The 12,760-nt window shown below is 67.4% G+C and carries 11 protein-coding genes; 4 read left to right on the top strand and 7 right to left on the bottom strand.

What is annotated here, in order from left to right:
* Positions 1-8 precede the first annotated feature (8 nt).
* Both AC5P6A_RS19275 and AC5P6A_RS19280 read left to right on the top strand, forming a co-directional pair.
* The gene (locus AC5P6A_RS19275) at positions 9-2,183 is read left to right on the top strand and encodes a glycoside hydrolase family 3 N-terminal domain-containing protein (RefSeq protein ID WP_171953318.1); all 2,175 of its coding nucleotides are present in this window, start codon (positions 9-11) and stop codon (positions 2,181-2,183) included.
* Between the two features lie 130 nt (positions 2,184-2,313).
* Entirely contained in the window at positions 2,314-2,871 is a 558-nt protein-coding gene (locus AC5P6A_RS19280) for a hypothetical protein (RefSeq protein ID WP_346714982.1), read from the top strand.
* A gap of 115 nt (positions 2,872-2,986) precedes the next feature.
* Here AC5P6A_RS19280 and AC5P6A_RS19285 read toward each other — a convergent pair whose 3' ends face one another.
* Positions 2,987-4,156 (bottom strand): PQQ-dependent sugar dehydrogenase, encoded by a 1,170-nt coding sequence (locus AC5P6A_RS19285; RefSeq protein WP_346714981.1) that lies wholly within the window; start codon positions 4,154-4,156, stop codon positions 2,987-2,989.
* Between the two features lie 168 nt (positions 4,157-4,324).
* Here AC5P6A_RS19285 and yiaA point away from each other — a divergent pair, with 168 nt between their 5' ends.
* Entirely contained in the window at positions 4,325-4,777 is a 453-nt protein-coding gene (gene yiaA / locus AC5P6A_RS19290; RefSeq protein WP_171953321.1) for an inner membrane protein YiaA, read from the top strand.
* A gap of 107 nt (positions 4,778-4,884) precedes the next feature.
* On the opposite strand, the gene AC5P6A_RS19295 is transcribed toward yiaA, so the two are convergent.
* The 6 genes from AC5P6A_RS19295 to AC5P6A_RS19320 form a co-directional block, all read right to left on the bottom strand.
* Entirely contained in the window at positions 4,885-5,208 is a 324-nt protein-coding gene (locus AC5P6A_RS19295; protein ID WP_021202945.1) for a hypothetical protein, read from the bottom strand.
* Between the two features lie 110 nt (positions 5,209-5,318).
* Positions 5,319-6,620 carry an amino acid permease gene (locus AC5P6A_RS19300; protein WP_171953322.1) on the bottom strand — a complete coding sequence of 434 codons (1,302 nt, stop codon included), beginning with the start codon at positions 6,618-6,620 and terminating at the stop codon, positions 5,319-5,321.
* Entirely contained in the window at positions 6,617-7,378 is a 762-nt protein-coding gene (locus tag AC5P6A_RS19305) for a L,D-transpeptidase family protein (protein ID WP_495222364.1), read from the bottom strand. The genes AC5P6A_RS19300 and AC5P6A_RS19305 overlap by 4 nt, the downstream gene beginning before the upstream one ends.
* 15 nt (positions 7,379-7,393) lie before the next feature.
* Entirely contained in the window at positions 7,394-8,242 is an 849-nt protein-coding gene (locus tag AC5P6A_RS19310; RefSeq protein ID WP_019662204.1) for a MurR/RpiR family transcriptional regulator, read from the bottom strand.
* 358 nt (positions 8,243-8,600) lie between these two features.
* Positions 8,601-9,695 (bottom strand): dipeptide epimerase, encoded by a 1,095-nt coding sequence (locus AC5P6A_RS19315; protein ID WP_005415027.1) that lies wholly within the window; start codon positions 9,693-9,695, stop codon positions 8,601-8,603.
* On the bottom strand, positions 9,692-11,131 hold the full coding sequence (locus AC5P6A_RS19320) for a C40 family peptidase (RefSeq protein WP_346714979.1): 1,440 nt from the start codon (positions 11,129-11,131) through the stop codon (positions 9,692-9,694). The genes AC5P6A_RS19315 and AC5P6A_RS19320 overlap by 4 nt, the downstream gene beginning before the upstream one ends.
* 132 nt (positions 11,132-11,263) lie before the next feature.
* Between AC5P6A_RS19320 and AC5P6A_RS19325 the strand changes: the two genes are divergently transcribed.
* Entirely contained in the window at positions 11,264-12,736 is a 1,473-nt protein-coding gene (locus AC5P6A_RS19325) for a transglutaminase-like domain-containing protein (RefSeq protein ID WP_329843257.1), read from the top strand.
* The last annotated feature ends 24 nt before the right edge of the window (positions 12,737-12,760 follow it).

Below are 12,760 nucleotides of genomic sequence, written 5' to 3' on the forward strand. Positions count from 1 at the left end.
GACTGCCGGTGGCCTCCGAACGCATCGAATCCCTCATTGCCCAGATGACCGTCGAGGAAAAGGTCGGCCAGCTGGGTGTCTTCGCGGACATGGTCCGCCCGTTCGCCCCGGACGTGAACCCGGAAGCCAACGTGCGCAATGCCGACCAGGTGCTGCAGCAGGTGCGCGAGGGCAAGGTCGGCTCGCTGTTCAATGGCGTGGGCGCCGAGCTGGGCCGTCGCATCCAGCAGGTCGCCACCGAGGAGAGCCGCCTGGGCATCCCGGTGATCCTGGCCGCCGACGTCATCCACGGCATGCGCACCGTGTTCCCGATTCCGCTGGGCGAGGCCGCCAGCTTCGAGCCGGACCTGGCCGAGCGCACCGCGCGCGCCACCGCCATCGAGGCCACGGCCGCTGGCCTGCACTGGACCTACGCCCCGGCCGTGGATATCGCCCGCGACCAGCGCTGGGGCCGTGGCGCCGAAGGGGCCGGTGAGGACGTGGTGCTGGGCTGTGCGTTCGCCGCCGCCCGCGTGCGCGGCTTCCAGGGCAGCGACCTGCGCGCCGCCGATTCGCTGCTGGCCACGCCGAAGCACTTCGCCGCCTACGGCGCGGTGATGGCCGGCATGGAATACAACATGGTGGACATCTCGCCGCAGACCCTGCGCGACGTGCACCTGCCACCGTTCAAGGCCGCCTTCGACGCCGGCGCGATCACCGTGATGTCCTCGTTCAATGACATCAACGGTGTGCCGGCCAGTGCCAACGCTGAACTGCTGACCGACATCCTGCGCGGCGAATGGAAGTTCCCGGGCGTGGTGATCTCCGACTACACCGCTGACATGGAGCTGGTCGCCCACGGCTATGCCGCCGACGACCGCGATGCCACCGCCAAGGCGTTCACCGCCGGCCTGGACCTGAGCATGCAGAGCGGCTTCTATGCTGAGCACCTGCCGGGCCTGGTCGAGAGCGGCGAGGTGCCGATGGCGGTGCTGGATGAGGGCGTGCGGCGCATCCTGTGGCTGAAGGAAACCATCGGCCTGTTCGACGACCCGTACCGTTCGCTTGACCCGGCACGCGAAGCCGATACCTCGTACCTCGACGCGCATGACCAACTGTCGCGCGACGCCGCGCGGCGTTCGATCGTGCTGCTGAACAACCGCGACAACGTGCTGCCGTTGCAGAAGACCGGGCAGAAGATCGCGCTGATCGGCCCGTTCGTGCAGGACCGCGAGAACATCGAAGGCTGCTGGACGCTGTTCGGCGACAAGCAGCGTTACGTGGACCTGGAGACCGGCGTGCGTGCCGCCATCGGCGACGAAGCGATGCTGGAAATCGTGCCGGGCTGCGAACTGGAAGCGGCCATTCCGGGCGGTACCGAAGCGGCGGTGGCTGCCGCGCTGCGCGCCGATGTGGTGGTGCTGGCGCTGGGCGAACCGCAGCGCTACAGCGGCGAAGCACAGTCGCGCGTGGAGATCACCCTGCCGCCGGCACAGCAGGCGCTGGCCGAGGCCGTGGCGATGACCGGCAAGCCGCTGGTGGTGCTGCTGCGCAATGGCCGCGCGCTGGCGCTGCAGGGCGCGGTGCGCAATGCACAGGCTGTGGCGGTGACCTGGTACCTGGGCACGCAGACCGGCCATGCCGTGGCCGATGTGCTGTTCGGCGACTACAGCCCGTCCGGCCGCCTGCCGGTCAGCTTCCCGCAGGTGTCCGGCCAGCAGCCGTACTTCTACAACCACCCGCGCACCGGTCGCCCGGAACTGCCAACGATGTCGGAGTTCAAGGCCCGCTGGCGCGAGATTCCGAACGAACCGCTGTACCCGTTCGGCCATGGCATCGGCTACACCACCTTCGCCTACGGCGTGCCGCAGCTGAGCACTGCACAGCTCGGCTGGGACGACACCCTGACCATCACCACCACGCTGACCAACACCGGCAGCGTTGCTGGCGAGGAAGTCGTGCAGCTGTACATCCACGACCGTGTGGCCAGCCGCGTGCGTCCGGTGCGCGAACTGAAGGACTTCCGCAAGGTGGCACTGCAGCCGGGCGAGTCGACCGACGTGGTGTTCACCCTGACCCGCGAGCAGCTGGCGTTTACCGGCCGCGACGGCGTGCTGCGTGCCGAGCCGGGCCTGTTCGACCTGTGGGTGTGCGCGTCCTCGGCGGCTGGCGAAGCGGTGCAGTTCGAACTGCTGAAGGCCTGATTGAAGAAAAAGGGGACGGAGGGGATTAAGTCGTTAGTGGCACAAACGACTTAATCCCCTCCGTCCCCTTTTTGTTGCCGTCACTGTGGCGGCGCTACCATCGGGCCTCCTGTTTCGATGGAGTGCGCGCATGCGCCGGATGGCCTACCTGATTCCCGCCCTGATGCTGGCCGCCTGTTCGCAGCCGGCGGCACCGCCGGCCGAGCCTGCGGCGGATGCGCCGCCGCCGATGGAGGCCAGCGCGGCAGCGACGCCTGCCGCTGAACCGACAGCGCCGGCTGCTGGACCCGCCGACTTAGCACCGCCCGCACCGGCAGCCGAGGCGCCCGCCGCGGATGCGCGTGCGCGCATCGAGTCGCTGCTTGGCGATGCCGCGCAGTTCGAGAAGGTCTTCAATGCGTTCAAGACCGCCGTGGTTGGCGGGCATCGCGCTGCGGTGGTCGAGGAAGTGCGATTCCCGTTGAACATCAGCGGCGGAAAGAAGATCTCCGGCCCCGGAGAGTTCCAGCGCAACTACGAGAAGATCATCACCCCGGAGGTGGTCAAGGCGGTGTCCGAGCAGGACTTCGGCAAGGTGTTCGTCAACCAGCAGGGCGTGATGATCGGCAGCGGCCAGGTGTGGTTGAGCGGCCAGTGCCTGGACCAGGCCTGCACGAAGACCGAGGTGAAGGTCATCACCATCCAGTAAACGCAGACGGCCCCGCGTGCGGGGCCGTTTGGCAGGGTAGTGCCGGCCGCTGGCCGGCAACCGCCGGATGCCGGAAGGATCCAGGTGCCGGCCAGCGGCCGGCACTACCGGGGCATCAGGTCTTCGGGGTGAGCTTCAGCAGGCGCGCCTTGCTGCCGTCTTCCAGCAGCCACAGGGCGCCATCCGGACCCTGTTCCACTTCGCGGATGCGCTCTCCCATGCTGAAGCGCTCAGCTTCGCGCGCGCCGTCGCCGTCAAAGGCCACACGCACCAGCGAGGTCGACGACAGGCCACCGATGAAGCCGCTGCCCTTCCACTGCGGGAACAGGTTGCCGCTGTAGATCACGAAGCCGGCCGGCGAGATCACCGGCGTCCAGGTCACCTTCGGCGCGGCGAATTCCGGGCGCGTGTCGTGGTCGGGAATCGGCCGGCCGTCGTAATGGTCACCATTGGAAACGATCGGGTAGCCGTAGTTGGCGCCGCGCACGATCAGGTTCAGTTCGTCGCCGCCGGCCGGGCCCATCTCGTGTGCCCACAGCTTGCCGTTCGCGTCGAAGGCCATGCCCAGAATGTTGCGGTGGCCCAGCGACCACACCTGCGCGGCAACGCCGCCCTGTGAGGCGAACGGGTTGTCGGCGGGCAGGCTGCCATCGTCGTTGAGACGGACGATCTTGCCGAGGTTGCCGCCCATGTCCTGGGCCGGATCGAACTTCTGGCGCTCGCTGGAACTGATCCACAGCTTGCCGTCGGGGCCGAACGCGAGGCGATGCCCGTAGTGGCCCTCGCCGCTGACCTTGGGGCTCTGCCGCCAGATCACCTTCAGGTCCTTCAGCTGGCCGGCACCGTTGGCGTCCAGCGCCAGCGTGGCACGGGCCACGGCAGCGCCGCGGGTGTCCAGCGTGCCTTCCTCGGCATAACTGAGGTAGATCACGTGGTTGCTCGCGAATTGCGGGTGCAGGATCACGTCACCGAAGCCACCCTGGCCGCCGTAAGCGACCTTCGGAACGCCGGTGATCTCATGCTTCTGGCCGCTGGCCAGGTCCAGGTGCTGCAGCTTGCCGCGCTTTTCGGTGACCAGCAGGCTGCCGTCCGGCAGGAAGGTCATCGCCCACGGCTGGTCGAAGCGGCTGATTTCGGTGGCGGTGAACGGGCGCTGGTCGGCAGTGGTGGAGGCTGCGGGCGCTGCGGTCTGGGCGCCGTTGGCGGCCGGGTCGGCGGCATTGCAGGCGGAGGTGGCAAGGATCGGCACAAGGCCGAGGGCGAGCAGCAGGGGCGTGCGGGTCATGGGTATCTCCAGTGCGGGGATGCGGATGGCCGGGCTGTCCCTTGTATACCACTGGCGCCGTGAGCGTCGTGGCCCGAAGGTCCTGCGACCCCTGTGCGAGCGCGGCGGGATCGTCTAGGGTGGGCACGCCCGGGCAAAGCGTGCCCGTCTGCCTGCCAAGGACCTGCAATGAACACTGCCATGCCCCACAAGCCCTCCACCGCCTTCATCGCCGCCTCATGGGTGGCCCTGCTGCTGGGTGCGGCGGCCTACCTGATCGGCCTGTTCAATGCCACGATGGCGCTCAACGAGAAGGGCTACTACCTGACCCTGCTGCTGTTCGGCCTGTTCGCGGCGGTGTCGCTGCAGAAGAGCGTGCGCGACCGCGTTGAAGGCATTGCGGTGAGTGGCCTGTACTACGCGCTGTGCTGGTTCGCGTTGCTGTCGGCGCTGATGCTGCTGCTGGTTGGCCTGTGGAATGCCACGCTGGCACCGAGCGAGAAGGGCTTCTACGGCATGGCGTATGCACTGTCGCTGTTCGGCGCGGTGGCCGTGCAGAAGAACACCCGCGACCTGATCGCCGCCGGTGGTGGCGGGAGCAAGCACAGCGCGATCGTGCCGCCGCTGCCGGAACAGGAATGATCGATCCGGTGTAGAGCCGAGCCATGCTCGGCTCAGTCGAGCATGGCTCGACGTTACAGACGTGGTGCGAGAGCCGAGCGTAGGCCCGGCTCTACAGAAGCATGGCGCTATCGCTTCAACAGCGGGTCCGCCAGGTGCGCGTCGTCCCAGCCACGGCGCACGGCATTGCGTGCCTGCGCCCATTCCAGCCGGCTGCGGCCACGTTCATTGGCCCAGCGCGATTCCAGCTCGGCTTCGACCTGTTCGTAGGCGCGGATCATGTCCTGCGCACGCGCGGCGTGGCCGATGCGGTAGGCCGGCTCGTAGTCCTCGAAGAACAGCTGGTCGTCGTAGTACGGCTCGGCCGTGTAGCGCTCGCGCCAGTAGTTGCTGACCGCATCGCGCGGCGTGCTGTCGTCCGGTACGCGGCCGGGAATCTGGTACTCGGTCATGGAAGGCTCCGTTGTGGACGAAGCCTGATCGTGCCTGCGTGGCGGTTAACGGCCCGGTCCGGCAGCGTGATCACCAGATCAATCCGCCGGGCATGGCCCGGCGCTACCGGTCATCCGGCGTCGGCATCCTTGCGCGGCAGCTTGTAGATCACCGCGCCGATGGCGAACGCGATCAGTGCAGCTGCGATGTTCTGCCAGCTGGCACTGGCGAACAGGGCCAGGCACAGCAGCAGCGCCAGTACCGGAATCAGCGGGCCACCCGGCAGTTTCAGTGCGCCCGGCCGGTCCGCATAGCGCTTGGCCAGCACCAGTACCGCAGCGGCCGTTCCGATGTAGGCGAACAGGCGCGTGGTCATCGACAGCAGGGCCAGCTGCACGAACGAACCGGACAGGGCCAGGCCCAGCGCGATCAGGCCTTGGCACAGGATCGACGCGGCCGGCGTGTGGAAGCGCGGATGCACCTGCGCCAGGATCTTCGGCCCATAGCCATCGCGGGCCAGTGCGAACAGGAAGCGCGGGCCCATCATCATCGTGTTGCTGTTGGTGCCGAGGATGGAGATGGTGGCGCCGACCGTCAGGATCAGCGCCAGTGCTTCGCCGCCGAAGCCGGCAGCGGCATCGGCCAGCGGCGTGGCCGAGCTGGCCAGGCCGACCAGCGTGCCCTGTGCCACCACCTGCACCGCGCCGTAGATGACGGTGACGGTGATGATCATGGTGATCAGCGCGAACGGAATATCGCGACGCGGATTGCGGTACTCGCCGGCGGCGGCCGGGATGTTCTCGAAGCCGGCATAGGCGTACAGCAGCAGCAAGGCGGCCTCGCCCATGCGCTGCAGGTCATGCGGGTCCGGACGCTGGCCGGAGAAGGCCAGCTGTGGGTCGATGTAGAACGCACCGATGGCCACGAACAGCAGCAGCGGCAGCATCTTGCCGATCACCAGCACCACGCCGGTACGCGCGGCCGAGCGCACGCCGATGATGTTGACGCCGGTCAGGAAGCCCAGTGACACCACGATCACCGCGATGCGCCCCATGCCGGCACCGGCCCACGGCCAGAAACGCGCGACGGCATCGGCCAGCGCGTTGCTGAGTGCGGCCGCCGAGCTGATGCGGGTCAGCCAGATCATCCAGCCGATCTCGAAACCGGCGAAGCGCCCGAACGCCTCGCGTGCATACAGGTAGCTGCCGCCGGGTTCATCGAAGTAGCTGGCGGCCTGCGCATAGCACAGCACCAGCAAGGCCACGACGATGCCGGCGGCGACCACGCCCCACAGGCTGAAGGGGCCGAGCAGGGCGACGGTGGCGGCCGGCAGCAGGTAGATGCCGCTGCCGATCACATCGTTGATCGACAGGCCGACGATCTGCCAGCGGCTGACCGCGCGTTGCAGCTGCGGTTCGTCCTGTGCGCTCAATGGCCGTCTCCATTCAATGAAGGCAGCTCCCATTGCGCCTGCAGTCGCCTGTACTCGGCGCGCGGCAGCAGCACGAAACGCGGCGCGTCCTGCGGCCGCAGCCAGTCCAGCAGTGCCTGCATGCGTTCCTGCGGCATGGCCGTGCAGCCGGCGGTGGCCTCGCCGGGCTGGCGCCACAGATGGGCGAAGATGCAGCTGCCCTTGCCGGGCTGGTTGTGCGGGTTGTGGGCGATCACGAAGCCCTCCCGGTAGCGCACGTCGCCCTTGTTGTGCAGATCCAGCCGCATCGGCTCGGTGGAGCCCTTGACCGCTGCATTGCCGACCTTCTTTTCATCAACGATGCGGTTGTAGAACGGCGAACCGGGCACGTCCATGCAGTAGCTGCTGTCCAGCATCGGCTGGTAGGGCATGGCGGTGCCGCGGCGGGTGACGGCATAGCCGAACGCACTGCCGAGCGCGAATATGCCGGCCGGGCTGCGGCCATCGCCTTCCTGCTTCTGCGGGCCGTCGGCCTGCGCCGGGTGCAGGCCCAGGCCCCAGGCACTGCCGGTGCGGCCGAGCGCCACCGGGAACGCCTGTCCATGCGCGTGCCAGCCCTTGCCGTCGCGCACATAGGCCTGCAGTTGCCCCTGGGTGCTGTCCCAGCCTTCGCTGGTGACCACGATCAGCTGGCGCGCGCCATCCAGCGGCGCCGCGTGAACGGACACCGCCGTAGCAAGCAGCAGTGCAGCGGTAGCGAGACGGACCAGTGATTTCATCAACAGGTGCTCCGGTCAGGAATCCAGCAGGTGGTCGATCCGCTCCAGGTTCACCGCAAGCTGCTGCTGGCGGTCCGGATTGGTGTGGCAGAGCAGCACGAACAGGAAATCGAGCAGGGCGTGCATGGCGCTACGGTACAGCAGCTGCGCGACCTGCGGCGTGCGATCGTGCGCGCACACCACCAGCGCTGCGTCAGCATGCGCGCGCAGCGGGTTGGCGGTATGGCGGGTGATGGAAATCATCTTGCCACCCATGTCCTGGAACTGGCGCGACAGCTGCGATAGCTGCGGCAGGTTGCCGAATTCGGAGAACACCAGCAGCGCATCGCCCGGGCGCGCGGCCGAGAGGTTGGCCAGCATCAGGATCGGGTCGGTGTGGGGTACCACCAGCAGGCCAAGCAGCGACAGCCGCATGGCAAACTCGCGGGCGAACAGGCCGTCGTCTCCCAGGCCGTACACGAACAGCTTGGGCGCACCGTCGAGCAGCTGCACGATGCGCTCGATCTCCGCGCGTGGATTGGCCTGGCGTGTTTCCTCCTCGGCCTGCGCCTTGCTGCGGCGCAGCGCCTCGCCCAGGCGCAGGTAGTCATCGCCGCTGTCGGGTTCGTCGGGCGCCTGCTGCGGATCGGCACCGGCGCGGGCGACGTCCTGGCCGATGGAGTACTTCAGGTCCGGGTAGCCCTTGAAGCCGAGCTTCTGGCTGAACTTCACCACGCTGGACTGGCTGATGCCGAGCGCACTGGCCAGCTGCTGTGACGAGTAGTCGCGCAGCAGGTGGGCGTTGTCGAGGATGAAGTCGGCGATGCGGCGCTCGATGGCCGACATCTGCCCGCGCTCGGTGCGGATCTTCAGCAGGGGCGGCATGCGGGGTGTCCGGGCATGTGTGGGCGCGTTGCGGCTGGCAGCGTAGAGCGTGTCATGGAATGGGTCGAGCGGGTTCCAGCCTCGAAGAGGTTACGGAGCGCAGTTGTTGCTTTTGACGTTGAGTCCGCCTTCAAGCGAGCCGGGCACCGCAGGTCCGGCGAGGGCGAAGAGGCGCGGGTGTCTGAGCGTAGCGAGTTCCCGCGCCGTCCCTCGACGGGCCGAGGAGCGCAGGGAACCGGTGCGTAGCACCGGCTAGCGGCCGGCGGAGCGTTTCTTTTGGTTACTTTTCTTTTCGCGAAAAGAAAAGTAACGCGCGACCCAGCGCCAGTGGCACGCAACGTCAGCCGCAAGGCAGAAATCACCCCAGCATCTCCAGCCCACGCACCTCAGTAATGCCCAGCCCCGGCACGTCGCTGATGCTGATCTCCGATTCGTTGAAATGCACGCCGCCGCTGACCGGGTCGAACTGGCCCAGCGAGGGACCGTCGAGGTCGACCTTGGTGATCACATCGCTCTTGGCCACGGCCAGGTGCACAGCCGCAGCCACGCTGATGCTCGATTCGATCATGCAGCCGATCATGCACGGCACGCCGTAGATGCCGGCGATGTCGGCGATGCGGATCGCGTTGGACAGGCCGCCGGTCTTCATCAGCTTGATGTTGATGATGTCGGCCGCGCGCTGCTGGATCAGGTCCATCACCTGGCTGGGGCTGAACACGCTTTCGTCGGCCATCACCGGCGTGTTGACGCGGTCGGTGACGTACTTCAGGCCACTGATGTCCGCGGCCTTCACCGGCTGCTCCAGCAGCTCCAGCACCACGCCGGCTTCCTCCAGCGTGCGCATCGCATGCACCGCCTGCTTGGCGGTCCAGCCCTGGTTGGCATCCAGGCGCAGCAGGGCGCGGCCTTCCACGGCGGCATGGATCGCCTTGACCCGTTCGATGTCCAGCCCGATGTCCTTGCCGACCTTGATCTTCAACGACTCGAAGCCGCGTTCGATCGCTGACAACGAATCGGCCACCATCTTGTCGATGTAGTCCACGCTGATGGTGATGTCAGTGGTGATCACCGGGTCGCCGCCGCCGAGCATCTGGTACAGCGGCGCACCGTGCAGCTGCGCCCACAGGTCGTACAGGGCGATCTCCACCGCGGCCTTGGCGCTGGTGTTGCGCTCCATCGCGGTCTGCACCAGCGTGCACAGGTGGTTGAGGTTGACCACGTCCTGGCCGATCAGGCGCGGGGCGATGAAGTGGCGGATCGCCTCGATGATCGAGCCGTGCGTATCGCCGGTGATCACGGCGGTGGCCGGGGCTTCACCATAGCCGGTGTTGCCGCTGTCGGTGCGGATCAGCACCACCACGTCTTCCACGGTTTCCACCGTGCGCAGCGCGGTCTTGAACGGTGTCTTCAACGGCACGCGCAGCATGCCCAGTTCGATGGCGGTGATCTTCATTCGGGAGTCTTGGCCCGCAGGCGCTGGATGTTGGTGATGCGGTCGATGTAGCGGACGGTGTCGCTGGCCATCATCGGCTCCAGCGGCGTGACCGAAACACCATTGAGATGGGCCTGCACGCGCGTGCCGTCGGCACCGAACCAGCTGCCGCCCGCCGTATCGTGGATCACCCAGGTGCGGCCGTCGACGTGGCCGATGGCCATCATCACGTGGCCGGGGATGTAGACCAGGTCGCCGACCTTCAGGTCGGTGACCGCACGGTCGCGCGCGGCCTTGCCGACCTTGTCGGTGAAGGGCAGGCGATCCAGTGCCGGGCTGACCGCCTGTGCACTGGTATTGCGCGGCAGCAGCACGCCGAAGCTGCGGTAGATCTCGGAAACGAAACCGCTGCAGTCGCGCGTGTCGTAGTCGTGGCCCCAACCGTAGCGCTCGCCGAGGAACTTGAAGGCCTGCTGCAGCAACAGGCGTGGGGTCAGCGGCAGGTAATCGGCGGCGGTGTCCTGCGAGCGCGGCAGCAGCGCTGGTACCAGCTTCAGGCGGCCATCGGCTTCGCGCACCGGCAACTGCACCACCCACGAGGCGTGGGCCTGCTGGCCGTTCACCGGTTCTGAAGCGGGCCAGTCGGCCAGCACCGGCAGGCGCACGCCCATGTCCAGCTGCAGGCGCGAGACGCGCGGCTCCTCCGGGGTATAGGCGGTCTGTGCGGTGGCGCCGGTGACGATCCGGTACGGGCCCTTTGCGCCGTAGCCGAGCACCGTGGCCTTGTCGCCGCCGGCGATGGCGTCGGCTTCGATCCACGCGCTGTAGCGCTCGCTGTGCACGAACAGCCAACGGCCGTCGGCGCTGCGGTGGACCACGGCGACCTTGTCGCCGGGGAACAGTGCCGATTCCTGGAAGCGGTCGATGTCGGTGTCACCGGCAGTGCTGAAGACCCGCTCGCGGGTGGGGAAGGTACGCAGTGCCGCGCGCTTCACCACCAGCCCGTAGGCCGGTGCCACCTTGGCAGGGATCGCATCGAGGCCGAGGTTGGCTTCGATCGCGCTGCGCAGCGCGGGTGCGATCGCCTGGCCCTTGTCGTTGTAGAGGGCGCGGGTGGGCCAGCTCGACAGCGCGGTGATGCTGGCGCGAACCGTCGCCGCATCAAGCTGGGCGGGCAGTGCGGCGATGTCCTGGATGTGGCTGTCCTGCGCCCGCATCCGCGCGTTCTGTGCTTCGATCTGCGCGCGATCCAGAATCGGCGCATCGGCGTTGTCCAGGCGCGCGGCCCAGTACTGCGGGGTCAGATAGGCCTCGTGCAGGCCGATCACATAGGGCAGCGGCGCACCCGGGTCGGGCGGTGGGGCCGCCTGTGCAAAGGCCGGAGCGGCCAGCAGGCACAGGGCCAGGGTCAAGCGGCGCGGCCAATGCCGGTGCCGTTCGCGGAAAGCCAGGCTCATGCGGTGAACACCCTCCTCGAATGCCTGTTGGAATATTTATTCCTTTCGGCATGGAAAGCAAGAATAAATTATTGACCGGCATCCCGGCCCGTGTTACACAGCCATTACCACCCGCGCTGGGGAAGTGTCGCTGTGGATCCTGCCGTTCGCAAACCGCGTCTGACTGCCGCCGCCGGCCTGGGTGCCGTGTTGCTGCTGTGGGTGTCGGCCACGCACGCGACGGATGGGCATAGCAGCCAGCAGCGGGCGCGCCAGACGCAGGTGATCGACCTGATCGACAGCGGTCGCTTCAGCGATGCCGAAGCGCTGCTGGCAACGGCAGGCGATACCACCGAGGGGACCTTCCAGCGCGAGCGCATGCGCCGCATCCGCCTGGATTTTTCCCTCGACGAGGCCGCGGCCAAGGCGGCCGTGCGCCGCTGGATTCCCGATCTGACCGACGAGGAATTTGCGCGCTGGGACCAACTCGGCCTGATCGAGCATCTCGATACCGATGGCGAGCGTTGGTACTTCAAGCGCGCACCGTCGAACCTGTTCCTGCTCAGCGACGAAGCACGCGCGCGCCGCCGCACGGATGCACCGATGCCGCCTCCGGGCCCCAACGAAGTGCTCAACGCCCACCACGCAGGCGTGGTTGCCGCGGCCGAACAGAGTGGCCAGGCGTCGGTACTGCCGCAGCGCTACGAATTCACCCAGTCGCTCACGGTAAAGGCCGACGCCGTCCCGGCCGGCGAAACTGTACGGGCCTGGATTCCGTACCCGCGCGAAATCCCCGGGCAGCAGGAACAGGTGCAGTGGCTGGGCAGCACCCCGGGCAAGGCGCGGGTGGCACCGGCCAGTACCCTGCAGCGCACCGCGTACCTGGAAGCCAAGGCAGTGGCTGGGCAGCCGACGCGCTTCGAGATCCGCTACGCGGTCACGATCCTCGCCCGGCATACCGCGATCGACCCGGCCAAGGTACAGCCAACCCCGGCTGATCCGGCCTTGAAGCCCTATCTGGCCGAGCAGCTGCCGCATGTGCGCTTCACCCCGGCGCTGAAGCTGTTCTCCGACCAGGTACTGCAGGGCGAGACACGTCCGTATGAAGTGCTGCGCAAGCTGTTTGCTGCCGTGGATCGCATTCCCTGGGCCGGTGCGCGCGAATACTCCACGCTCAGCAACATCAGCGATTACGCGCTGCATGCCGGCCATGCCGACTGCGGCCAACAGACCCTGCTGCTGATCGCGCTGCTGCGCATGAACGGCATTCCCGCGCGCTGGCAGTCGGGCATGGTGTTCTCCGGCGATGGCAGCGGCTACAACAACCTGCATGACTGGGGGCAGGTCTACCTGGCGCCGTATGGCTGGCTGCCGATGGACGTGACCACCGGCGCGCTTGCCAGCGATGTGCCTGCACTGCGCGATTTCTACCTGGGTGGCCTCGACGGCTACCGCATCGCCTTCAACGACGATTTCGGCCAGCCCTTCGTGCCGGCCAAGCAGCACTTCCGCTCGGAAACGGTCGACTCGCAGCGCGGCGAGGCCGAGTGGGCAGGCGGCAACCTGTACTTCGACCAATGGAGCTACGACTTCCAGTGGCGGGTACTGCCAGCCAGGCAACGCTAGCGCGACACACCGCATTCCACACCA

Source organism: Stenotrophomonas sp. YJH_SMC_20 (assembly GCF_059367845.1).